Raw genomic sequence first — 22104 nt, forward strand, 5'->3', positions numbered from 1 at the left:
GGTGTCACACACCCGTGCCGGCCTCAGAGCCGAGCTGTGATGTCACACCACCGCGCGAGAACGGCTGAGCCGTGGTGTCACACAAGAGCTTGACCGCCTGAGCCGTGATGTCACACCACCCTCGAGGGCGGACCGAGCAGCCGAGGCCGAGCGGCGGGCAGCGGAACCGGGGAGCGGAACTGGGTGAGCGGGAGCGGAACTGGGTGGTGGTGGTAGTAGGAGACCAACAGGTGAGTGCTGACAGAGGCCTGCCGATGGACTGCCGACACCTTGATGGACTCCTGCTAACAGCCTCACCGACCGGGCCTGCGGGCGAATCCAATAGTGGTAGAAGGAGAAGTGTTTAGTTAGTAGATGGAGAACTAAACATGTTTGGGAGCTCCGACACGCTACAGGCGCGACGGGCTGTGCGTTCGGGTGGTGGAGGTCAGCACTCCCACCCATTTCCCCAACCACTCCACCAACCATTTCCCCCACCATTTCCCCCTCACTGCGATATCTCCTCCTGCGGCTGCACCACCCAGACGGCCGCGTCCAAACCGAAGAGGAGAAAACACCATGGGACTTCCCATTTCAGCAGTAGCAGAAACCGAGCAGCAGGAGAAGAAGCTTCCGCAGCCCGTCGAATCCAACGCTGAGGAACCGCAGAAGCGCAGCTCTGAACTGTACATCGGACCCCGAATCACGGAGGGTAACGCGCAGCGTTTGCACTTCATCGGTAAGTTCCCCGGCGCAGATGTGGAGGCGTGCTCAATCATTCTCGATCGCCAGGACGCACCCGGCACACTGCCCACGATCAAGGGAACAGACAAGCTCCTGACCAAACTCCGATCCCTCGGAGTGATCGGACGGGCAGCGAACCCGGACACGAAGCGGTCGGTCTATTCGCTCACCAAGAGCGGAAGGATCTCAGCTGAGTCCTTCGGCCACACCGTTCCCGGTTCCGCAACCCTCAACGGAACGAGCCAGAGACGGGCCAGCCACTACCAACTGATCGCCCATGTAGCGGCCCAGTTCGCATCTCCAGCAGGCTTTTTCCGAGACAGTCTCGGCATCGAACCAGTCGGAATCGATGGCGTCATCAGCGAGCACGAGATGCGGATTGCGTACGAGAAAGTGGCAGTGATGCTCAAGGAGCGGAAGGAGCGAGGCGAGTCAGGAGACTTCGGAGCGTGGCGAAGCGGTGCCATGGCGGCATCCATCGAAGCAGTCAGCAAGGGTCGAATCGAGTGGCCCGACATCACCGCGGCACTACCAGCACTACTCACGCTCGGTGAGAAGGAGGAAGAGAAGATGGTCACCAAGCTCGTTCATCAGCCCGACCTCGCGGTGATCCTCGACGGCGATCGGAACAGCCCAGCAGCGAAGAACCTCCTCGTTGAGGTCGAGCTGAACCCCAAGAGCTGGGAAGCCTACGAGCAAATCCTTCGGACCTACGACAAGGAAATCGAGCGGGGATTCGTCTACTCCCGCGTCGTCTACTTCACCATCGGCAACCGCGTCGAGACCATCCTCCGCAAGGTGGACAGGAAGGCAAAGACCGGACTCTTCGAGTCAGGACGACTTGTCGTCTTACCTCTCACCCACCGCGACAACACCCCGGTGCGCTTCGAAAAGCGCATCACGATCCAGGAGAACTGATCCAAAATGAAAGGACTAACCGAAGGAATCCAGCCACTACTCGATTCACTCATCGACCACCTGCCGCTCATCGCTGGGGTGGTGCTCGCGCTCTGGCTCGGAGGCTGGGCCGTCGTCAGGCTCGTGCTGATCTACGGCGAGCGGTGGAAGCGCAATGGAAAGCGCTACGGCGGAACGAGGCGCTTCCTCCGTCCGAAGAGCTGGCTGCGGCTTCAGCCGGCCCACCTCTTCAAGATGCAGGGGGAACTACTCAAGAGCCGCACGGTCGTCGAGTTCGCGGCACCCGTTAAGCACTTCTCCGAGGAGCGCAAGGAGAAAGGCTTCTATCCCGGAGAGGCATGGAGGTCGCCATACCCGAAGGCGGTCAAGGTCATCCACGACGAGAACCGGGACCTTACCAAGGGCAAGACCGGAAAGCATCTCCGGACCCGAGCACAGATCGCCCGGGCAGCCAAGTGGGCAGTGGTCAGGCCCCTGCCCGAGGATGTGTTCATCGGCGGCGACCAGAGCAAGCACTTCATGGTCGCCATCGGACTCAACAACCACCGCCGCAATCTCGTGGAGGCGCTGGAGGAGGATGTGCGCTCAGCCTTCAAGGCACAGAGCATCGAACCCTACTCAAGCGAGGAGTACGACCGGGTGAACTTCCTGGTTCATCTATCGATGCCCGAGGACATCCTGGTGGAGCGGATGTTCGGCGTGGAGTTCTTCGAGGAGCACCCAGCTCTCTCGCCCTACTCGCTTCCCCTCGCCGTCATGGAGAACGGGAAGCCCTGGTGCCTCGATCTGCACCACACGCTGATCTACGGCATGACCGGCGCAGGAAAGGGTGGACCGATCCAGGGCGCGATCCGGCAGCTCGCTCCATTCGTCCACGAGGGCCGGGTCAAGCTCTACGGCATCGATCCCAAGGGCCCGGAACTGGGAGCCTACGCGAAGAAGGGCGTTCGCATGTTCGAGCGCATCTCCATCGGCCTGGCTGAGGAGAACATTCGCCAGCATGTGACGACCATCAACCAGATCGCCGCCATCGTGGCAGCACGGGGAAACACCATCGACCCAGACTTCCGCGAGGGCCACGAGGACCTGGGCCGAGACTTCCCCGCCACGAAGAAAACACCCTGGATCGTGCTCTTCATCGATGAGTACCTGACCCTGGTCAAGGGACTCAAGAAGCTCGGCAAGGAGGGCGCAGCGCCGCTAGCCACGCTGGACCAGATCCTCGCCACCGGTCGAAGCTTCGGCGTGTATGTGATCCTGGCAACTCAGGTCGCAACCAAGGAAGTCTTCGGAGATGTCCGAGACAATGTGCCTAACGCCATCGTGCTCAAGCACAAGGCAAGCGACTACTGGACCAAGGAGTTCCTGGGAGAGGACGCCCTCGACCTGGGGTTCGACCCGAAGACCAAGATCGGACCGAGCAACAAGGCCAACGGCTACAAGACGGCCGGTATCGGCTATGTCTCGACAGCCTCCGGCGTTGTCCGGGTTCGCTTCGGCTACCTCAGCGACAAGGACATCATCGCCCTAGCCCGGGAGTTCATGGAGCCAGGAGCCGACCTCGGGGTGTTCAACGAGAAGACTCCGGTGTTCGATCCCAACGACTACGGACTCGGCCCCACCGCCGACGAGCTAGCCGAGGGTGGAGCTAACGGTGACCCCAACGCCGACGACGATCCCGACGACGACGGCGGCTTCGAGGTCCACGAGGCTCCCGCTCAGCGAAACGACGAGTTCACCCTGGCACTCCAGGAGTATCAGAAGACCGCGAGTACGAAGCGCACGCTTTGACGGAACAAAGAACGACCGAAGGGCCACGATCCAGCTGGATCGTGGCCCTTTGCGTTGCCGTTTTGATATTGGACTCCGAACCGATCGGTTCTCACCATCGCTCCACGAAGGAGCACAACGAGGAGGTACCCAATGCCAAACTTCAACTCACTTGCTGACCACCTGAACTACGGCGCAGGAGCCGACAGTCACACCCTCATCACGGATAGCGGGAACGCCTCGCTTCTGGATGTACTCGAACTGATGGCCCCATCAGTCCGCGAGGGCAAGACGCAGATCGTGGGAATCGGTCTCGATCAGGCCCTCGTCGAGCAGCACGGCTTTGCCGACATCTTCGAGGACCAGTCGAACGATGCGGGCCGTGCTCTCGCCGCCGTCATCGGCAGTATGCTCGCCCGGATCACTGGTCAGCCCAACATTCGAAACTTCTCGAAGTGGCCGGATTCCCTTTTCCGGCCCATCTTCGTCCTGATCGATGACTACACCACGATCACCAGCGACCCACTCGTGAGTAGCCAGGTCAGGCAGATCCTCATTCAGGGCAGAGCGCTCGGCGTGTATGTCCTCGGCTTCACCAAGCCCCTGGAGAACGAAGTGCTCAAGGCTAAGTTCAGCGCAGACTTCCACAGCGTCTGGGAGGACGAGCCAGAGGACGCATGAACTGAGTGACCATCAGGGCGGCGATTCGGCTTCGGCTGGATCGCCGCCCTTCTTCGTGCTCGCAGATGGTCAACCTTCTGCAGGAATGGCGACCTCGTGCGTCGTCATTCGAAAGCACGCCCACTCGCCGGAGGTTGCCCGTAGAGCGCAGAAGGGCAGCGCAGAGGGACGATCACATCGGGGCTGTAGCCTGCGCGCTCAGAAGGCAGTTTCAGCTCCAGGAGGACGGTCAGGAAAAGCGGTATCCGAGCCATGGACACGCCGCAGCGGTTGACAGGTCTAGGAGTCCATTCATGATTGCCACCAACACCACTTCCAAACCGCTCGAAAGGGAATCACCATGGCGAACACCGCGAACACCGCGAACACCCAGACCCCCGCTCCCAAGGCCGAGAGCTTCGACCGCTCCAGCGTGACCCGCACCTTCGCTCGCCTCAAGCACGAGGTCGGCGGCCTGGTGGACGACGCCGGTCGGACGCGCCCCTTCTACGCCGCCTCGAAGGAGGAGGCCATCGCCAAGCGTGACGCGGCCCTCAAGGTGCTGGACGAGCTGGCACAGCGCATCGACACCCTGAAGAAGGAGGGCAACTAGCCCTCCCCACGAACCGCAACGCCCCTGGGACCCGAACCCGGGGGCGTTGCTTCGTAGAACGCAAGAAGCCCCCGGTCCTGATTCCCGGGGGCTTCTTGCTGTGCGCCGTAGAGGCAGACTTCGATTAGCGGGCGCTGCTCGCATTCGCTGGCTTGCGGGCCGCGTTCCAGATCTTGCGGACCTCACCAGACGGACGGAACTTCGCTGTCTTCTTGGTGCGCGTGGAAACGAGGTCACAGTAGATCTTCACGAAGTCATCGCTGGGAACGATGCCCTCCTCACGGACATCTTTCGCCATGGCCATGAGCTGCGTGGTGCTGATGCTGTAGGTCACGAGGAGATTGACGAGGTCCGTCTCGTTCTTCACCTTGTCCATGAAGTGCGGCACGATCTTGCGAGCGGCAGCGAGCTTCTCCTGCTTCGCACGCTCGTCCGCCGTGCCGTAGGCGTCGGCCAGCTTGTGGATCTCCACATCGCCGCCGTGCTTCTCGACATCCTCTTCCGAGGCGACACGCACCACCAGGCCGAACCGCTTCGTGATGCCACTCTCGCAGTCGGCGGCGAACTCCTCGTCCGAGGCGAACGGCGCGTAGCGCTTGTGGTACGGCTTCAGACTTGAGACCAGCTTCGCCGGCTTCGGCTCCTTGCTGATCCTGTCGTACTCGATGACGATGTAGCGGGTGTCTTCGATTTGCTGGGCCATTGGCTCCCCCTTGCTGTGATTTGAACCCTCACAGGCTATCGGGAGCCGAGGAACCATCACAGCGCGCAGAGCTGCCCGTCTGCGGCCTTTTCGGGGGCCAAACACACATCGACACGGCTCGATGGAAGAATCGCCTGAGATCGCAGGCTGGCGCTCCGAGGATCAGATGTCGCCAGCGTCGGACTTGACACAAACATGACACAGACTGCGATTTGACACGCGATTCTGTGTCACGAAACGGGGCAAAAACCGCGTAGATTCAATGATCTAGTTATTGAATCGAAACTCCACCACGTCGCCGTCCTGCATGACGTAGTCCTTGCCCTCGATGCGAGCCTTGCCGGCGGCGCGGGCCTCGGCGATGGAGCCGGTCTCGATCAGGTCGTCGAACGAGATGACCTCGGCCTTGATGAACCCCTTCTCGAAGTCGGTGTGGATGACGCCGGCAGCCTGGGGCGCCTTCCACCCCTTGCCGATCGTCCACGCACGGGCTTCCTTCGGACCGGCCGTCAGGTAGGTCTGCAGTCCGAGGGTGTCGAACCCGATGCGGGCGAGCTGGTCGAGGCCGGACTCGGTCTGACCGGTCGACTCGAGCAGTTCGGCGGCGTCCGCCGGGTCGAGGTCGATGAGCTCGGACTCGACCTGGGCGTCGAGGAACACGGCCTGGGCCGGGGCGACCAGCGCGGCCAGTTCGGCCTTGCGGGTGTCGTCGGTCAGGATCGCCTCGTCGACGTTGAAGACGAAGATGAACGGCTTGGCGCTGAGCAGCCCGAGCTCCGCGATCGGCGACAGGTCGATCGAGGTGGCGGACAGCAGCGTGCCCTGCTCGAGCGCGGCACGGGCCTCGCGAGCGGTCTCGAGCACGATCGGCTCGGCCTGCTTGAGCTTCACGGTCTTCTCGTACCGCGGGAGCGCCTTGTCGATGGTCTCCATGTCGGCGAGGATCAGCTCGGTGTTGATGACCTCGAGGTCGTCCTTCGGGGAGACCTTGTTCGCCACGTGCACGACGTCGTCGTCGGTGAACCCACGGACGACCTGCGCGATCGCGTCGGCTTCGCGGATGTTCGCGAGGAACTTGTTGCCGAGCCCCTCGCCCTCGCTCGCACCCTTGACGATGCCGGCGATGTCGACGAACGACACCGGCGCAGGCACGGTCTTCTCGGAGTGGAAGAGCCCGGCGAGCTGGTCGAGCCGCGAGTCGGGCAGGTTCACCACGCCGACGTTCGGCTCGATCGTCGCGAACGGGTAGTTCGCGGCGAGGACCTGGTTCTTGGTCAGGGCGTTGAACAGGGTCGACTTGCCGACGTTCGGGAGACCGACGATTCCGATGGTGAGAGCCACGGAAGAAGAGCCTACCGGCGGCGGCCCGCCGGAGCCGACCCGTGCCTCCAGTCCGTCCGCCTGAACCGGGCGTGCCCGGTCGTGGCAGCGTGGTCCCCGTCGTCCGGACCGGGCGACGGGACAGGAGGACGTCGATGTGGTTCGAACGCGACCAGCGAGGAGTGCACTCGGTGGGCATGGGGGCGCCGGGGCTGAAGCAGCGGTTCGCCCCGGAGACGCTCGCCGCGCTCGAGAGCGTCTCCCCCGCTGAACTCGAACGGCTGCACGACGCGATGGCCGAGCTCGAGGCGGACGTCCTCGTCGAGTACGACCCCGAAGACGACGCGATCGACTACACCGAGGAGGACCGGTTCCGCGGCATCCCGCTTCCCCGCGACGCCGCCTTCCCGATCGTGACCGAGGACCTGGCCGATGGACTCACCGCACACGTGCAGGGACTGCCGCCCCGCTGGCGTCTCGACGGTGCCGCCGTGGCATTCGAGATGGTGGGCACGCTGCTGGACCCGTACCGGAAGCGCGAACGGGCACGGCGGACGGCCACGTGGCGCGCGACCGCTCGGCGGCGACGGAGCGGCTCCCGGTCCAGTCGACGGCGCTGACCGACCTGCCGCAAGCGCGAGGCCACGACGCCGCAACGCCGACCCGGCTCGGCGGCGATGTCGGCGCCCCGTGCGACGATCGGAACCGTGCCGTTGAACTTCACCGCGATCGACTTCGAGACCGCGAACAGCTCGCCCGCCAGTGCGTGCTCCGTCGGGCTCGTCAAGGTCCGCGCGGGGAAGGTCGTCGATCGGGCGTCGTGGTTCATCCGCCCGCCGCTCGGCCACGACGCGTTCCTCGAGTGGAACACCCGGATCCACGGGATCGTCGCCGAGGACGTCGTGCATGCCAAGTCGTGGGAGCTGCAGTACCCGGATCTGGTCGAGTTCGCCGAGGGTGACGTGCTCGTCGCGCACAACGCCCGGTTCGACATGGGCGTGATCGCCGGCGGCTGCTCCGCGACCGGCATCGACCTGGCCGAGCACCACTCGATGTGCTCGCTCGCCGTCGCCCGCAAGACCTACACGCTCGACTCGTACCGCCTGCCGGTCGCCGCGATGGCCGCCGGGTTCGAGGGCTTCCAGCACCACGACGCCGCCGCCGACGCCGAGGCCTGCGCCGCGATCGTCGTGCACGCGGCCGGTCGGCACGGCGTCGAGACGGTCGAGGCACTCGGTGCCGCCACACGGGTGACGATCGCCCCGGTGCAGGCTCGTGCCGAGAAGCCGAAGACCTCGTCGCCCCAGCCCCGGCTGTCGAACCGCCCGATGGTCTTCGCCGACTGACTCGGCAGAACGGACCGAGTCGGCCGAGCGGCACGAGTCGGCCGAGCGGCACGACTCGGCAGAACGGCCCGGCTCGTCGGAGCCGACCGGCTCGGGACGGGTGCCCCACGCGCTCCGCAGCACTACTGTCAGCACATGGCTGCGCCCACCATCATCGAGCGCGAGACCGTCATCACGGCTCGCCCGACCGACATCACGCCCTACTTGGCGGACCTCCACCGATGGGTCGAGTGGTCGCCGTGGGAGGGCCAGGACCCCGCGCTCCAGCGGCAGTACAACGGCGAGCCCGGAACGGTCGGCTCGACCTACGCCTGGAAGGGCAACCGCAAGGCCGGCGCCGGCAGCATGGAGGTCACCCGGGTCGCGCCGCTCGAGGTCGGCGTCGACCTGCAGTTCACCGCGCCGTTCACGTCCTCGAGCACGGTCGTGTTCCAGCTCGCCGAGGTGCCAGGTGGAACCCGGGTGGTGTGGTCGATGACGAGCCCGCAGAACCTCATGTCCCGAGTGATGGGCGTGTTCATCAACATGGACAAGTTCCTCGGCCGGGACTTCGAGAAGGGGCTCGCGAAGCTCAAGACCACCGTCGAGCACTGACGGGAGTGGCACACCGGGCAGCCGAGCACCCGGTGGTATTGTCACGACATTCCCTCGGCATCGATGCCGAACCCGCAATTCCCGAAGGACCGCGATGACCAACGATGGCCAGCTGCCGTCCGACCTGTTCATGGACCTGGACCGGTCGGGTCCCATGCCCCTCTACTTCCAGGTGGCCTCGCGCATCGAGGAGTCGATCCGCTCCGGCGCGATGCCCCCGGGTGCACGCCTCGAGAACGAGATCGCGCTCGGTGAGCGCCTCGGGCTGTCCCGTCCGACGATCCGCCGTGCGATCCAGGACCTGGTCGACAAGGGCCTGCTCGTCCGCCGTCGCGGCATCGGCACCCAGGTGGTGCACGGCCCGGTGACCCGCAAGGTCGAGCTGACCAGCCTGTACGACGACCTGGCGCAGGGGTCGCAGGCGCCGGCGACGAAGCTCCTCGAGCGCAACGACGTGCCGGCTCCCGACGACGTCGCGGCTGCCCTGAGTGTCGCTCCCGGCACGATCGTGGCCCACATCCGTCGTGTCCGGTTCGCCGAGGACGTCCCGATGGCGATCCTCGAGAACTACCTGCCGCCGGAGTTCCTGGAGATCACCGACGAGGACCTGCAGGCACACGGCCTGTACCAGCTCCTGCGTGGCCGGGGCGTGACGATGCGGGTGGCGAAGCAGCGCATCGGCGCCCGTGCGGTGACCGACGAAGAGGCCGGCCTGCTCGAGATCGAGGACGGCGACCCGGTGCTCACGATGAGCCGCACCGCGTACGACGCGTCGGGCCGTGCGGTCGAGTACGGCGTGCACTGCTACCGTCCCGACCGGTACTCGTTCGAGGTCACCCTCGTCGACAAGTAGGCCGACGGGTCACGATCTGTCGGCTCGGCTGACTGTCGAGGGGTCACAACACGCTGTCGGCGGTGCGCCGAGTGATCACGAAGTGTCGCTCGGACGCCCGGCAGCCGACAGTTCGCGACCACCCGGCAAAACTGAGCGGGGTGTCGTGACACCTCGACCGGCACCCGACTCACGCGAGCGACACGACCCGACTCAGGCGAGCGACACGACCCGCCTCAGGCGAGGGCGGGCACCCCGAGCTCGCCCGTGACGTACTGCGCCCGACCGAACCCGAACGACCAGTCCTGCGGGCCGTTCTCGACGTAGCCGATGAAGACGTCCTCGGACGCGACACCGATCGCCGCGAGCGCGTCGTGGATCGCCGCGTACAGCGTGGTCTTCGCCTCGTCGGTCCGCCCGCGCTGCGTGAACACCTGGATGACGATGACGCCCTCGGTGCGCTCGAACCCGAGTCCGGCGTCCTCGGCGATGATCTGCTGCGCCGGGTGCTCGGTGATCACCTGGAACCGGTCGCGCACGGGGATGGCGTAGACGTCGACGATCGCGGTGTGGATCGCGTCGGCGATGGCGCGCACCGCCTCCGGCGTGCGGCCGGTGGCGAGGTCGATTCGGACGAGCGGCATGGTTCCTCCTGCAGTTTGGGACTTTGTCCTGACAATCTAACATGGATCGGGAACCAGTAACAGAACAGACGGGAGGCGCGGTGCCAGCTGGCACCGCGCCTCCCGTCCGTCAGGTGGTCGTCGAGACCCCCCGTCACGCCGCCGGCACGATGATGTCCCGGACCAACGCATCGAGCTTCGCGTCAGCGTCGAGGAACTGTCGGAGCGTCGTCACCGTCGCACCGAAGCGGTCGAACTCGTCGATCGTCATCCCGTCGACGTCGTAGCCGCGGGCGAACTCGGGCGTCGCGGCACGGAGCGCGTCGATGACGTTCGCTGGCACCTCGTCGTGGATCGCGTCCGGGCGGAACGGGAACGCGCTGTCGTTGATGTCCTTCGTCCACTGGAACGGCGGTGAGACGACGAGGTCGCCGCCCTGGAACTCCGACCACTGCAGCGCATTGCGGAAGGCCGCGACGAGCACGCGTGAGCGGTAGCCGCGCTCCTGGAAGACGCGGTAGGCGTTCTTCACCGCAGCGACGCCGGCCCACTCGAGGATGCCGGGGTCGACCATGACGTGGTCCCGCTTGACGACGGTCTTCAGCCAGTCGTCGAACCGGCCGGCCATCAGCGTGACGACGTGGCCGAACTCCTGGTCCGGCAGCCCGTCGGCGGCGCGGCGGTCGAGCGCGCGCTCGATGGCAGCACCGACGGCGACGACCTGCGGCACCGTGAACGAGACCGTCGCGTTGATCGAGACCCCACGGTAGGCGGCCTCCTCGATCGCGGCGATGCCGACCTTCGTCGCGGGGATCTTCACGATGATGTTCGGCGCGAGCTGCGAGAACCGGACGGCCTGCTCGACCAGGGCGTCGGCGTCCCGGTGGAAGCGCGGGTCGGTCTGCATCGACAGCCGGCCGTTGCGGCCACCGGATGCCTCGAACGCCGGCAGCAGCTGCGCCGCGGCGGCGACGGAGAGCTCCTCGACGGCCTTCCAGCCGATCCAGGACTCCCCCGCGGTCGGGTGCTCGGCGGCGATCTCGCGGATACGCGGCACCCAGGTCTCCGGGTCCTGCTGGATGCACGTGTACGCGATCACCGGGTTGCACGTCGCCCCGACGGCGCCGTACTCGTGGATCGCGGTGGACAGCTCACGCGGGTCGGCGGAGTCGTTCCAGAGCGCGGTCGGGGTCTGCGACGCAGCCTGCAGGGTGACGGGTCGGGTGTCGACGTCGGTGGGCGTCGTGCTCTCGGAAGCCGTCTGGACGGGGGTCGTCATCGGGTGAGTCCCTTCTTGATCGTGTCGAGCTGGAAGCGCGAGACCGCATCGGCGTTCTCGTCCTCGGCGAAGACGCTCGACACCGCGACGGTGTCCTCGCGGGCCGCGAAACCGACCCGGTCGAGGGCCGCCCAGAACGCGTCGAAGTCGACGTCCGCCTGGCCCACCGGAAGGTGCTGGTGCACACGGACCGGGTTGCCGGGCGGATTGGTGATGTAGCGCAGGCCGTGCGAACGGCGGTGGTCGTACGCGTCGGCCACGTGGACCAGCTGGAGCGAGTCGCCCGCGGCGTCGATGATCTCGTCCATGTTCCCGCCGTAGTGGAAGGTGTGGCAGGCGACGTAGACGAAACCGACGCTCTTCGAGTTGAGGCCGCGGATGACCCGCAGGGCCTCCAAGCCGTCCTCGACGAAGTCGTCGGGGTGCGGATCGATGAGCACCCGGATGCCTGAGTCCTCGATGATCGGCAGCAGTTCCTCCATCGACCGGTAGAACTGGTCCTCGGATTCCTCGGGCAGCTCGGGGCGGCCGGAGAACTCCGTGTTGATGGTGTCCACACCGAGGCGCTTCGTGATCTCGATGACCCGTTTCCACTTCGTGACCGCAGCCTGACGGGCGTCCTCGTCGGGGCCGGACCACCGCAGCACGGGCAGCACCGACGCCACCTGGACGCCGGCCGCCGTGCACGCCGCAGCGAAGGCGTCGACCAGTTCGTCGTCGGCCTTCGGGTGCCGGTAGAAGGGGATGAAGTCCTTGTGCGGGGTGAGCTGCAGGTACTCGTAGCCGAGGTCGGCGACCTTCTGCGGGAACTCCAGCAGGGACAGGTCGTGGTGGAACGGCGTGGGGTCGAGCGCGATCTTCGGCATCGATCAGGCCGTCTCGTAGAACGCCGGCTTCGCGGTGGCGTAGGTGATCTGCTCGAGCGCGCCGGACTGCTGGGCCCGAACGGCGACCTCGGCGACGACGGACGCCGTGTAGCCGTCCCATGCGCTCGGGCCGTCGATCCCGCCGTTCTTGGCGGCGTCGACCCAGCGCTGGACCTCTTCGTCGTAGGCGGCACCGAACCGCTCGACGAACGACGGCGTGACGCCCTGGCCGGACACCCCCTGCGAGACCAGGTTGAGCGAGGTCTCGCGGCCGATGTAGGCGACACCGGACTCGAACACCGCGTCGGTGGTGACCTGGTAGCCGAACTGGGCGTTCACGTTGATCTCGACGATCGCCATGGTGCCGGACTCGGTGGTGAACAGGACGAACTGCGGCTCGGGCAGGTCGGCCGGCGCGTGGGAGTTCTTGCGCGGCTTCTTCACCTCGACGCTCGTGATCGGTTCACCCGTGATGAACGGGATGATGTCGATCTCGTGGATGACGGAGTCGTGGATGAGCATCGACTCGCTGAAGTTCGGCGGCGTCGTCGGGTTCCGGTGCGCGTGGTGCAGCGCGAGCAGGGCGCCGTTCGACCCGGACTCGCGCAGCGCCTTGAGCTCCTGGTAGCCCTTGTCGAAGCGGCGCATGAAGCCGACCTGGATCTTCGGGCGGTCGGCGTGCTGCTGTTCGAGCTCGACGATCCGCAACGAGTCCGAGGCCGACGTCGTGAGCGGCTTCTCGCACAGGACTGCCAGGCCGCGCTCGAGCGCCGGGACGAGGACGGGCTCGTGCAGGAAGCCCGGCGTCGCGACGATGACGGCGTCGATCGGGGTGGCGTCGAGGGCTTCCTCGAACGAGGCCGCGGTGATCGCGCCCGGGGCCTTCGCCGCCGCTGCGGTCGCCCGTGCCGTGTCGGGGTCGACGATCGCGACGACGTCCGCGCCGGCGATGGTCGACGTGATCCGACGGATGTGGTCGCTGCCCATGGCGCCCGCGCCGACGACGGCGACGCGGAGGTTGTCAGTGCTGCTCATGTGGTTCTCCTGGGGTAGGTGACGCTGCGTGGACGGGGCGGCGTCAGGATGCGCGGGCGGCGGACGTGGAGCCGAAGATGTGCTGGAACGTGCGCTCGGCGATCGGGCCGGGGGCGTCGACCGAGCAGCCGTACATGTCCTGCTCGACGATGCCGAAGATCTCCGGGTTGATCTGCGCGACGGCCTCGATGATCGGTGCGAGCTCCGGGGTGCCGTGCGGCGGCTCGGTCATGATCCCCTGCGACACCGCGGTGGCGAACGGCACGTCGTTCTTCAGCACGTCGAAGAGCAGGTCGGTGTCGACCTGCTTGAGGTGCAGGTACCCGATGCGCTCCGGGTGCGCGGCGATGAGCTTGAGGTTGTCGCCGCCGTAGTACGCGAAGTGCCCGGTGTCGAGGCAGAGGTTCGTGTACTCGGGGTTCGTCACCTCGAGGAACCGAACGGTCTCCTTGTAGGTGCCGACGTGGCTGTCCGCGTGGGTGTGGAACTGCTGGTGGACGCCGTACTCCTCGAGCAGCGCCTTGCCGAGCTGGTCGTGGCCCTTGCCGAGCCGGTCCCACTGCTCGTCGGTCAGCGTGCGGGCCTCGAGGACCTCTTCCGTCGCGTCCGAACGCCACAGGTCCGGGATCGTGACGAGGTGCTCCGCGCCGAGCGCTGCTGCCAGCCCGGCCACCTTGACCGCCTGGTCCCACGCGCGCTGGAACTGGTCCTCGCCCTTGTGGAACCCGGTGAACACGGTGCCGGCGGAGAGCTTGAGCCCGCGGGACTCGAGCTCGTCGGACAGCTGGGACGGGTCGGTGGGCAGGTAGCCGTACGGCCCGAGTTCGATCCACTCGTACCCGGCCGCGCTGGCCTCGTCGAGGAACCGCTTCCACGGGACCTGGCCCGGGTCGTCCGGGAACCAGACGCCCCACGAGTCGGGGGCGGTGCCGATCCGGATCGACGCGGCCGCCGCGTCGGTGGACGGGCTGCCGAGGGGTGTGGCGGTGTCGGTCATGACGTCGTCGTCGCTTTCTGTCTCAGTGGGGTTCAGCCGAGCAGCGGGCGCTGCGTGGCGACCTGCTGCTCGTAGGCGGTCCGGGCGGCCTGCGTGCTCGGCAGGGTGGAGGTCTGCGCGACCGGCACGTCCCACCAGCCGTCCCCGTCGGGGGCGTAGACCAGCGGGTCGGAGTTGATGTGCACGAGGGTCGTGTGGTCGTTCGCCTTCGCCTGGCGCACCGCGGCCTTCAGGTCCTCGATGCTGTCCGGGCCGGGCTGCACCTCGATCACGTCGACGCCGTACGAGCGGGCGTTCGCGGCGAGGTCGACGGGCAGCGGCTCGCCGTTCTCGAACGACTGGGTCTCGTCCAGGTACCGGTACTTCGTGCCGTAGCGCTCGGACCCGACGGTCTCGGACAGGTGCCCGATCGAGGCGTACCCGTGGTTCTGGATGAGCACGACGATGATCTTGATGCCCTCGGCCACGGCGGTGACGAGCTCGGTGTGCAGCATCAGGTAGCTGCCGTCACCGACCATCACGATGGCGTCGCGGTCGGGGGCACCGCGGCGGACGCCGATGCCGCCGGCGATCTCGTAGCCCATGCACGAGAACGCGTACTCGACGTGGTAGCCGAGGGCGTCCCGGACGCGCCAGAGCTTGTGCAGGTCACCGGGCAGGGAGCCTGCGGCCTGGATCACGACGTCGCGGGGGTCGGAGACCTCCTGCACGGCGCCGATGATCTCCGGCTGGCCCGGCAGGGCGTTGCCGGACGGGGCGAACGCGCCGTCGACCGCTGCGTCCCACGCAGCCTTCAGCGATGCGATCTCCGCAGCGTAGGCGGCGTCGACGACGAACGCGGGCTCTGCGGCGGACGAACCGGCGGACGTGAGTGCCGCGGTCAACGCGACCAGTGCCTCCCGGGCGTCCGCGATCAGCGGCAGCTGCGAACCGTGCTTGTACGCGTCGAACGCGGCGACGTTGACGTTCACGAACGTCACGTCCGGGTTCTGGAACGCGGTCCGCGACGCCGTCGTGAAGTCGCTGTACCGGGTGCCGATGCCGATGACGACGTCCGCCTGCTCGGCGATCGCGTTCGCGGCGGCGGTGCCGGTCGCGCCGATGCCGCCGAGGTACTGCGGGTGGTCCCAGACGAGCGACCCGCCACCGGCCTGCGAGGTGCCGACCGGGATGCCGGTCGCCTCGACGAAGGCAGCGAGCTCGCGCTCCGCGCCGGAGTACAGCACGCCACCACCGGCGACGATCACCGGACGCTGGGCGCCCCGGATCGCGGCGACCGCACGCGCCAGCGGCCCGTGCTCGGGCAGCGGTCGACGGATGTGCCACTCGCGCGGCTGCAGGAACGCGACGGGCACGTCGAACTCCTCGGCCTGCACGTCCTCCGGCAGGGCGATCGTGACGGCACCGGTCTCGGCCGGGTCGGTGAGCACCCGCATCGCCGCGAGCGCGATCGAGAACAGCTGCTCGGGGCGCTCGACACGGTCGAAGTAGCGCGACAGCGGACGGAACGCATCGGTCACCTGCAGCGAGGTGTCGTGCGGCAGCTCGATCTGCTGGAGCACCGGGTCGGTGGTGCGCGTGGCGAACGTGTCCGACGGCAGCAGCAGCGCCGGCAGCCGGTTCGTCGTCGCGAGCGCGGCAGCCGTGAGCATGTTCGCGGCACCGGGGCCGACCGACGCCGTCGCCGCGAAGGTCGCACGACGACGGTGCATGCGGGCGAAGCCGACGGCCTCGTGCACCATCGCCTGCTCGTTGCGGGCCTGGTGGTACGGCAGCAGACCAGGCTGCTCGACGTGGAGCTGCTTGATCGCCTGCCCGACGCCGGCGACGTTGCCGTGCCCGAAGATGCCGAAGATCCCGGGGATGGTGCGTTCGCGGACGTCGCCGTCGACCGTCCACTGGTTGGCCAGGAACTCGACGAGCGCCTGACCGACGGTCATCTTCCGCGTGGGGGTCACGCCTGCTTCCTTTCGTAGGGCAGTCGCGGGTCGATCGATTCCGATGCCCACGCCTGACGGACCCACCCGTGGGCCGGGTCGTCGGTGATGTTCCAGACGCGCTCCGGGTCGGGCCCGGCCATCACGTTCAGGTAGTACATGTCGTAACCCGGCGCGGCGACGGCGGGACCGTGCCATCCGTACGGCACCAGGGCGACGTCGCCCGTGCGCACCTGACGGAACTCGTCGATCGGGCGGTCGTCCGACGCGTAGGTCCGGTGCAGCGCGAACGGGTCGGCGGCTTCCGGGGCGATCCCCTCGAGACCGCGGGAGACCGCTGCCTCGTAGTAGTAGATCTCCTCGAGGTTCGACTCCTCGCCCGGCACGTTCGTGTCGTGCTTGTGCGACGGGTACGACGACCAGTTGCCGGCCGGCGTGATCACCTCGCACACGATGAACTTGACTGCGTCGAGCGCGGCCGGGGTGCCGAAGTTGTGCACCTGTCGGCTCGACTGACCGGCACCGCGGAGCTCCACGGGGACGTCCTGGCGGGCCACGTACGTCGTCGGCTTGACGCTGTCGGTGGGTGCCTCGGCGACCGCGAGTCGTCCCGTTCCGGTGATGGTCGCCGCCGAGCCGGACCCCAGGTACAGGACGTCGGTGGGGCCCTCGAAGACGCTCGCGCGTCCTTCCAGGGCCTGCTCGCCGTCGCCGGCAGCGCCCGCGTAGGTCACGTGGAAGCTCCCGGCGAGCGGCACGACGATGCGCTCCACGGCGTCGGCCGGGAGGCGCAACTCGCGTGTGCCGGTCGGGTCACCGTCCGACAGGGTGCCGGTGCGGAGCCCGGTGTGCGCCCACCCCGCGACGCGGCCGTCGATGACGTCGGTCCAGCCCGCCTCCGGCCGGCTGCCCTTCGGGTTGAACCAGCTGTCGTGCTGGCGCTGTTCGTTCGTCATGCTGCGCGTCAGTTGTTCGACGGGAAGCCGAGGTTGATGCCGCCGTGCGACGGGTCGAGCCAACGGCTCGTGATCGCCTTCTGCCGGGTGAAGAAGCTGACGCCGTCGGCGCCGTACGCCTTGTGGTCGCCGAACAGCGAGTTCTTCCACCCACCGAACGAGTAGTACGCGACCGGCACGGGGATCGGGACGTTGATGCCGATCATGCCGACCTGCACGTCGCGCTGGAACCGACGGGCTGCGCCACCGTCGTTGGTGAAGATGGCCGTGCCGTTGCCGTACGCGCCGGAGTTGATGAGCTCGAGGCCCTCTTCGTAGGTGGCGACCCGCACGACGCTCAGCACCGGACCGAAGATCTCCTCGGTGTAGACGCGGCTCGTGGTGGGCACCTGGTCGATCAGCGTCGGGCCCAGCCAGAAGCCGTTCTCGTCGCCGTCGGGTCGGACGGTGCGGCCGTCCACCACGACGACCGCACCGTCCTGCTCTGCGACCTCGATGTACGAGGCGACCTTGTCACGGTGCTGCTTCGTGACGAGCGGGCCCATGTCGCATCCGCGACGCCCGTCGCCGATGCGCAGGGTGGCCGCACGCTCCGTGATCTTCTGGATGAGCTCGTCGGCGACGGGCTCGACGGCGACGACGACCGAGATCGCCATGCAGCGCTCACCGGCGGAGCCGAAGCCCGCGTTGATGGCGTTGTCCGCGACCAGGTCGAGGTCCGCGTCCGGCAGGACGAGCATGTGGTTCTTCGCACCGCCGAGGGCCTGCACGCGCTTGCCGTGCTTCGTGCCGGTCTCGTAGACGTACTGCGCGATCGGCGTGGAGCCGACGAACGAGATGGACTCGACGTCCGGGCTGGTGAGGAGCCCGTCGACGCTCAGCTTGTCGCCGTTGAGGACGTTGAAGACGCCGTCGGGGAGGCCGGCTTCCTTGAACTTCGACGCGAGCCAGATGGCGGCGCTCGGGTCCTTCTCGGATGGCTTCAGCACGACGGTGTTGCCCGCGGCGATCGCGATCGGCAGGAACCACAGCGGCACCATCGCCGGGAAGTTGAAGGGGCTGATGATGCCCACGACGCCGAGCGGCTGACGGATCGAGTACACGTCGATGCCGGTCGAGACCTGGTCGGAGAACTCGCCCTTCATCAGGCTCGGGATGTTCGTCGCGAGCTCCACGACCTCTTGCCCACGGGCGATCTCACCGAGGGCGTCGTCGATGACCTTGCCGTGCTCGCTCGTGATGATCTCGGCGAGCTCGCCCTTGTCGCGGTTCAGGATCTCGCGGAACGAGAACAGGATATGCTGGCGCTTCGACAGGGACAGGTTGCTCCACTTCGGGAACGCGGCCTTGGCGCTCGCGATCGCGGCCTGGATCTCGTCCTCGTTCGCCAGGGCGACCTGCTTCGTCGCGACACCGAGGGCCGGGTCGTACACGGGCGCGGTGTTGCCGGAGCGCGAGGGGACGTGCGCCCCGTCGATCCAGTGTCCGACGGTGGTGGTGGTCGTGTCGGTGAGCGTCATGCGTTCGTTCCTTCCGAGATGGACGTGTCCATGGTGGTGGCGCCCTCGAGCCGCGCGGCTGGGTCGTGGACATCTGTGGGGAACCCGCCCCGGGCCTCCCGGCTGTGGACGAGGCCGGCGGCCACGTCGACGGCGGCGGCGACGTCGCCGTCCGGCGGGTAGAGCAGGGTGCGTCCGACGACCAGGCCGCGGACACCGGGGAGCGCCAGGGCGTCGGCCCACTTCGCGTACGTCTCCAGGGGCCGTGAAGCCGGGTCGCCACCGAGCAGCAGCGTCGGCAGCGTCGTCGCCGCCATCACCCGCTCCATGTCGTCGACGACCGGGATCTTCAGCCAGCTGTAGGCGCTGGACTCGCCGAGACCCGCGGCGATCGCCATCGAGCTGATCACGGCGTCGGCGGTCAGGTCGTTCACGACCCGGCCGTCCTGCCACGAGGACATGAACGGCTCGAGCATGATCGGCAGCTGCAGTGCAGCGGCCTCGCTGACGGCGCGGGCCGTGGCCTCGAGCGTCGGGGCGGTGCCGGCGTCCTCGAGCGCGATGCGCACCAGGAGCTTCGCGAAGTCGAGCCCCGAGTCCTTGATCGCCCGAGCCGAGTACGCCGTGTACCGGTCGTCCATCTCGAACGTCGCGCCGCGCAGACCGCCGCGGTTCATCGACCCGACGACGACCTTGCCGTCGAGGGCACCGAGCAGGGCCAGGTCCTCGAGGATGTCCGGCGTCCCGAGCACCCCGTCGACCCCGGGCCGCCCGAGTGCCGTGACGAGCCGTTCGAGCAGGTCGTAGCGGTCGGCCATCGCGGACTCGTCGTCGCGGACCGCCAGCGCCCCGCGGGCCGGGTGGTCTGCGGCCACGATGAAGAGCTTGCCGTCGTCGGCGAGCAGGGAGCGCTTGCGGCGGGCGTCGAGCGTCGCCTGCACCAGGTCGGGCTGTCCGGCGCGGATGTCCCGGAGGCGCTGGAAGTCAGCGGGGCTGATCTCAGGCATGGGCCTTCTCCTCGGTGCTGGTCGTGCCCTCGGCCGGGTTGTCGGTCAGGAACTGCTCGATCTCGTCGCTCGTCGGCATCGCGGTCGAGCACTCGAACCGGGTCGCGACGATGGCGCCGGCGGCGTTGCAGAAGGCGAGGATCCGCTCGAGGCCCCAGCCCTGCAGCAGGCCGTGGGTCAGCGCACCGCCGAAGCCGTCGCCCGAGCCGAGGCCGTTGACGACGTCGATGTGGTGCGGGCGGAACTCGACGAACTCGTCGCGGGTCTTCGCCAGCACGCCCTTGGGGCCCTGCTTGACGATGGCGATCTCCACCCCGCGCTCGAGCAGGGCGTCGGCGGCGCGGACCGGGTCGGTCTCACCCACGGCGACCTCGCACTCCTCGCGGTTGCCGACGGCGACCGTGGCGTGCTCGAGGGCGACGGCGACCTCGCGCGTCGCGGCCTCGGGGCTCGACCAGAACATCGAGCGGTAGTCCAGGTCCAGCACGGTGTGCGTCTTCGTGCTGTTCTGCGCGGCTGTGCGCGCTTCGTACGCCACGTGGTGCGCCTGCCGGCTCGGCTCCTCGCTCAGGCCGGTCACCGTGGTCCAGAAGATCTTCGCGCGCTCGATCTCGTGCAGCGGCAGCGACTTCGCCGTGATCATCAGGTCCGGCGCCTTCGGGGCCCGGTAGAAGTACAGCGGGAAGTCGTCCGGCGGGAAGATCTCGCAGAAGGCGACGGGGGTGTTCAGCCCCGCGACCGTCTCGACGAAGTCGTTCGCGACGCCGAACTCCGGCAGGGTGCGGGCGATGTACCGGCCGAACGGGTCGTTGCCGGTGCGGGTGATGACCGCGGCGTCCGCACCGTGGCGGGCGGCGGCGATGGCGACGTTCGTGGCGCTGCCGCCGACGGACTTCGAGAACGTCGAGACGTCTTCGAGGGGCCCGGTCTGCTGGGGGTAGATGTCGACGCTGACGCGTCCCATCGTGATCACGTCGTAGGCGTGGGGAGCTTGGTTCGTCATGCGACGCGGGGGACCTTCCGTGCGGCTTCATCGGCGGACGATCACGACTGTACACCGTGTTTGCCCTAATGTCATGACATGGTTCCGGCGGTCCGGTGGGCGGTCGCCCTGCCAGGCCTGGAGGCGCGGTGTCGGTGGGTCCTGCCAAGGTCACGACATGCAGATCCTCGCCCTGGTCATCGGTCTCGTGATCGGCGTCGCCGTCGGTGCGGTCGTCGCCTGGTCGCTCGCCCGCTCGCGCGCCGGCGTCGACGCGGCGTCCGCGCGCGCGAGCGCCGAGGCGCTCCGCTCGCGCCTGGACGAGGTCCGTCGCGACGCCGAGGAACGACTCGACGCGCAGGACACCCAGTACCGCCGACAGGTCGACTCGCTCGAGCGGCGGTCCGCCGAGCTCGAGCACCTCGTGCAGCGCATGCACGGCGCGGACTCCGCCCGGAACCAGAACGAGTCCAAGGTCCTGTCCGCGCTCAGCCCTGTCGCCCAGACGCTCGACGTCATGCGCGCCAAGATCGCCGAGCTCGAACAGGCCCGCAGCGAGCAGTACGGCGCGCTGTCCGCGCAGCTGCGATCCGCCGCCGAGTCCGAGGAACGTCTGCGCGCCACGGCCGAGACCCTCGCGAGCGCGCTGTCCGCCAACAGCACCCGCGGGGTGTGGGGCGAGACCCAGCTGCGCAACGTGGTCGAGGCGGCGGGGCTCCTCGAACGGGTCGACTTCGACGTCCAGTCCCAGGTGACGACGTCGGTTGGCACGGCCCGGCCGGACATGATCGTGCACCTGCCCGGCGGCAAGAGCATCGCCGTCGACGCCAAGGTGCCGTTCAGCGCCTACCTGCAGGCGATGGAGATCCCGGCGTCGGCCGTGGGCGCCGAGGGGGCACGGCGGTCAGAGCTGATGGCGCAGCACGTCAAGGCCCTTCGAGCACACGTCGACGCCCTCGCGGCGCGCGAGTACTGGTCGGGCTACGACGCCTCCCCCGAGCTCACCGTCGCGTTCATCCCGTCCGAGTCCCTCATCGCCAGCGCCCTCGCCGCCGATCCCGGGCTGCTCGACCACGCCTTCCGGAAGCGCGTCGCACTGGCCTCCCCCGTGACCCTGTGGTCGGTGCTGAAGACCGTCGCGTTCTCGTGGCAGCAGGACGTCGTCTCGCAAGAGGCCCACGAGCTCTTCCGGGTCTCCCGCGAGCTCTACGGTCGCCTGTCCACCATGGCCGGGCACGTCGACAAGCTCGGGCGCTCGATCCGTGGGTCCGTCGTCGACTACAACCGGTTCGTGGGGTCGCTCGAACGGCAGGTGCTGCCGAGTGCCCGTCGCCTGTCCCTGCTCGACGAGTCGAAGGTCATCGCGGACCCGTCCTCGATCGAGGACGAGCCGCGACTGCTGACGGCGCCGGAACTCGTCGGCGCCGTCGAGGACGACTAGCGG

Annotated in this window: 21 protein-coding genes; 9 read left to right on the top strand and 12 right to left on the bottom strand. The window is 67.7% G+C overall.

Annotated features, from left to right (window positions below; translation table 11 throughout):
- Nucleotides 1–558 precede the first annotated feature (558 nt).
- From EDF19_RS18770 to EDF19_RS02480, 4 genes are all read left to right on the top strand, one after another.
- Nucleotides 559–1641: a hypothetical protein gene (locus tag EDF19_RS18770; protein ID WP_148071011.1), complete on the top strand. Its 1083-nt coding sequence runs from the start codon at nt 559–561 to the stop codon at nt 1639–1641.
- A gap of 6 nt (nt 1642–1647) precedes the next feature.
- Nucleotides 1648–3432, top strand: a complete 1785-nt coding sequence (locus EDF19_RS02470) for an FtsK/SpoIIIE domain-containing protein (RefSeq protein ID WP_123679339.1) — start codon at nt 1648–1650, stop codon at nt 3430–3432.
- Nucleotides 3433–3564: 132 nt separating this feature from the next.
- On the top strand, nt 3565–4092 hold the full coding sequence (locus tag EDF19_RS02475; protein ID WP_123679340.1) for a hypothetical protein: 528 nt from the start codon (nt 3565–3567) through the stop codon (nt 4090–4092).
- Nucleotides 4093–4432: 340 nt separating this feature from the next.
- Nucleotides 4433–4684: a hypothetical protein gene (locus EDF19_RS02480; protein ID WP_123679341.1), complete on the top strand. Its 252-nt coding sequence runs from the start codon at nt 4433–4435 to the stop codon at nt 4682–4684.
- Nucleotides 4685–4808: 124 nt separating this feature from the next.
- Here EDF19_RS02480 and EDF19_RS02485 read toward each other — a convergent pair whose 3' ends face one another.
- Nucleotides 4809–5387 (bottom strand): hypothetical protein, encoded by a 579-nt coding sequence (locus EDF19_RS02485; protein WP_123679342.1) that lies wholly within the window; start codon nt 5385–5387, stop codon nt 4809–4811.
- Nucleotides 5388–5654: 267 nt separating this feature from the next.
- Nucleotides 5655–6728 carry a redox-regulated ATPase YchF gene (ychF, locus tag EDF19_RS02490; RefSeq protein WP_123679343.1) on the bottom strand — a complete coding sequence of 358 codons (1074 nt, stop codon included), beginning with the start codon at nt 6726–6728 and terminating at the stop codon, nt 5655–5657.
- A 134-nt stretch (nt 6729–6862) separates the two neighbouring features.
- Here ychF and EDF19_RS02495 point away from each other — a divergent pair, with 134 nt between their 5' ends.
- The 4 genes from EDF19_RS02495 (at nt 6863) to EDF19_RS02510 (ending at nt 9500) form a co-directional block, all read left to right on the top strand.
- A complete protein-coding gene (locus EDF19_RS02495; protein ID WP_123679344.1) occupies nt 6863–7327 on the top strand; it encodes a hypothetical protein in 465 nt (154 codons plus the stop codon).
- 87 nt (nt 7328–7414) lie between these two features.
- Nucleotides 7415–8053, top strand: a complete 639-nt coding sequence (locus tag EDF19_RS02500) for an exonuclease domain-containing protein (RefSeq protein WP_123679891.1) — start codon at nt 7415–7417, stop codon at nt 8051–8053.
- A gap of 135 nt (nt 8054–8188) precedes the next feature.
- Entirely contained in the window at nt 8189–8647 is a 459-nt protein-coding gene (locus EDF19_RS02505) for an SRPBCC family protein (RefSeq protein ID WP_123679345.1), read from the top strand.
- A gap of 94 nt (nt 8648–8741) precedes the next feature.
- Nucleotides 8742–9500 carry a GntR family transcriptional regulator gene (locus tag EDF19_RS02510; RefSeq protein ID WP_123679346.1) on the top strand — a complete coding sequence of 253 codons (759 nt, stop codon included), beginning with the start codon at nt 8742–8744 and terminating at the stop codon, nt 9498–9500.
- Between the two features lie 215 nt (nt 9501–9715).
- Here the strand turns inward: EDF19_RS02510 and EDF19_RS02515 are convergent, their stop codons facing one another.
- The 10 genes from EDF19_RS02515 to iolC form a co-directional block, all read right to left on the bottom strand.
- Entirely contained in the window at nt 9716–10123 is a 408-nt protein-coding gene (locus EDF19_RS02515; RefSeq protein WP_123679347.1) for a tautomerase family protein, read from the bottom strand.
- 133 nt (nt 10124–10256) lie between these two features.
- Nucleotides 10257–11381, bottom strand: coding sequence for a transaldolase family protein (locus EDF19_RS02520; RefSeq protein ID WP_221180606.1), 1125 nt, complete (start codon nt 11379–11381; stop codon nt 10257–10259).
- Entirely contained in the window at nt 11378–12247 is an 870-nt protein-coding gene (locus EDF19_RS02525) for a sugar phosphate isomerase/epimerase family protein (RefSeq protein WP_123679348.1), read from the bottom strand. Before EDF19_RS02525 ends, EDF19_RS02520 begins: the two co-directional genes overlap by 4 nt.
- A gap of 3 nt (nt 12248–12250) precedes the next feature.
- A complete protein-coding gene (locus tag EDF19_RS02530) occupies nt 12251–13282 on the bottom strand; it encodes a Gfo/Idh/MocA family protein (protein WP_123679349.1) in 1032 nt (343 codons plus the stop codon).
- 43 nt (nt 13283–13325) lie between these two features.
- Nucleotides 13326–14279 carry a sugar phosphate isomerase/epimerase gene (locus tag EDF19_RS02535; protein WP_123679350.1) on the bottom strand — a complete coding sequence of 318 codons (954 nt, stop codon included), beginning with the start codon at nt 14277–14279 and terminating at the stop codon, nt 13326–13328.
- 32 nt (nt 14280–14311) lie between these two features.
- Nucleotides 14312–16219: a 3D-(3,5/4)-trihydroxycyclohexane-1,2-dione acylhydrolase (decyclizing) gene (iolD, locus tag EDF19_RS02540; RefSeq protein ID WP_221180620.1), complete on the bottom strand. Its 1908-nt coding sequence runs from the start codon at nt 16217–16219 to the stop codon at nt 14312–14314.
- A gap of 14 nt (nt 16220–16233) precedes the next feature.
- Nucleotides 16234–17172 carry a 5-deoxy-glucuronate isomerase gene (gene iolB / locus EDF19_RS02545; protein WP_123679352.1) on the bottom strand — a complete coding sequence of 313 codons (939 nt, stop codon included), beginning with the start codon at nt 17170–17172 and terminating at the stop codon, nt 16234–16236.
- Nucleotides 17173–17180: 8 nt separating this feature from the next.
- Nucleotides 17181–18692, bottom strand: coding sequence for a CoA-acylating methylmalonate-semialdehyde dehydrogenase (locus tag EDF19_RS02550; RefSeq protein WP_123679353.1), 1512 nt, complete (start codon nt 18690–18692; stop codon nt 17181–17183).
- A complete protein-coding gene (locus tag EDF19_RS02555) occupies nt 18689–19678 on the bottom strand; it encodes a class I fructose-bisphosphate aldolase (RefSeq protein WP_123679354.1) in 990 nt (329 codons plus the stop codon). The genes EDF19_RS02550 and EDF19_RS02555 overlap by 4 nt, the downstream gene beginning before the upstream one ends.
- On the bottom strand, nt 19671–20681 hold the full coding sequence (iolC, locus tag EDF19_RS02560) for a 5-dehydro-2-deoxygluconokinase (RefSeq protein WP_123679355.1): 1011 nt from the start codon (nt 20679–20681) through the stop codon (nt 19671–19673). Before iolC ends, EDF19_RS02555 begins: the two co-directional genes overlap by 8 nt.
- A gap of 157 nt (nt 20682–20838) precedes the next feature.
- On the opposite strand from iolC, the gene EDF19_RS02565 reads away from it, so the two are divergent.
- Nucleotides 20839–22101: a DNA recombination protein RmuC gene (locus tag EDF19_RS02565; protein ID WP_123679356.1), complete on the top strand. Its 1263-nt coding sequence runs from the start codon at nt 20839–20841 to the stop codon at nt 22099–22101.
- The last annotated feature ends 3 nt before the right edge of the window (nt 22102–22104 follow it).

It is taken from the genome of Curtobacterium sp. PhB115 (assembly GCF_003752025.1).
GTDB lineage: Bacteria > Actinomycetota > Actinomycetes > Actinomycetales > Microbacteriaceae > Curtobacterium.

Bases quoted from the DNA above. Each gene is read 5' to 3' on its own strand.
- EDF19_RS02510 (WP_123679346.1), top strand. From the start codon at position 8,742: ATGACCAACGATGGCCAGCTGCCGTCCGACCTGTTCATGGACCTGGAC.
- EDF19_RS02565 (WP_123679356.1), top strand. From the start codon at position 20,839: ATGCAGATCCTCGCCCTGGTCATCGGTCTCGTGATCGGCGTCGCCGTC.
- iolC (WP_123679355.1), bottom strand. From the start codon at position 20,681: ATGACGAACCAAGCTCCCCACGCCTACGACGTGATCACGATGGGACGC.
- EDF19_RS02525 (WP_123679348.1), bottom strand. From the start codon at position 12,247: ATGCCGAAGATCGCGCTCGACCCCACGCCGTTCCACCACGACCTGTCC.
- EDF19_RS02550 (WP_123679353.1), bottom strand. From the start codon at position 18,692: ATGACGCTCACCGACACGACCACCACCACCGTCGGACACTGGATCGAC.
- EDF19_RS02475 (WP_123679340.1), top strand. From the start codon at position 3,565: ATGCCAAACTTCAACTCACTTGCTGACCACCTGAACTACGGCGCAGGA.
- EDF19_RS02480 (WP_123679341.1), top strand. From the start codon at position 4,433: ATGGCGAACACCGCGAACACCGCGAACACCCAGACCCCCGCTCCCAAG.
- EDF19_RS02520 (WP_221180606.1), bottom strand. From the start codon at position 11,381: ATGACGACCCCCGTCCAGACGGCTTCCGAGAGCACGACGCCCACCGAC.
- EDF19_RS02485 (WP_123679342.1), bottom strand. From the start codon at position 5,387: ATGGCCCAGCAAATCGAAGACACCCGCTACATCGTCATCGAGTACGAC.
- iolB (WP_123679352.1), bottom strand. From the start codon at position 17,172: ATGACGAACGAACAGCGCCAGCACGACAGCTGGTTCAACCCGAAGGGC.
- EDF19_RS02555 (WP_123679354.1), bottom strand. From the start codon at position 19,678: ATGCCTGAGATCAGCCCCGCTGACTTCCAGCGCCTCCGGGACATCCGC.
- EDF19_RS18770 (WP_148071011.1), top strand. From the start codon at position 559: ATGGGACTTCCCATTTCAGCAGTAGCAGAAACCGAGCAGCAGGAGAAG.
- EDF19_RS02495 (WP_123679344.1), top strand. From the start codon at position 6,863: ATGTGGTTCGAACGCGACCAGCGAGGAGTGCACTCGGTGGGCATGGGG.
- EDF19_RS02470 (WP_123679339.1), top strand. From the start codon at position 1,648: ATGAAAGGACTAACCGAAGGAATCCAGCCACTACTCGATTCACTCATC.
- iolD (WP_221180620.1), bottom strand. From the start codon at position 16,219: ATGACCGTCGGTCAGGCGCTCGTCGAGTTCCTGGCCAACCAGTGGACG.
- EDF19_RS02530 (WP_123679349.1), bottom strand. From the start codon at position 13,282: ATGAGCAGCACTGACAACCTCCGCGTCGCCGTCGTCGGCGCGGGCGCC.
- EDF19_RS02535 (WP_123679350.1), bottom strand. From the start codon at position 14,279: ATGACCGACACCGCCACACCCCTCGGCAGCCCGTCCACCGACGCGGCG.
- EDF19_RS02505 (WP_123679345.1), top strand. From the start codon at position 8,189: ATGGCTGCGCCCACCATCATCGAGCGCGAGACCGTCATCACGGCTCGC.
- EDF19_RS02515 (WP_123679347.1), bottom strand. From the start codon at position 10,123: ATGCCGCTCGTCCGAATCGACCTCGCCACCGGCCGCACGCCGGAGGCG.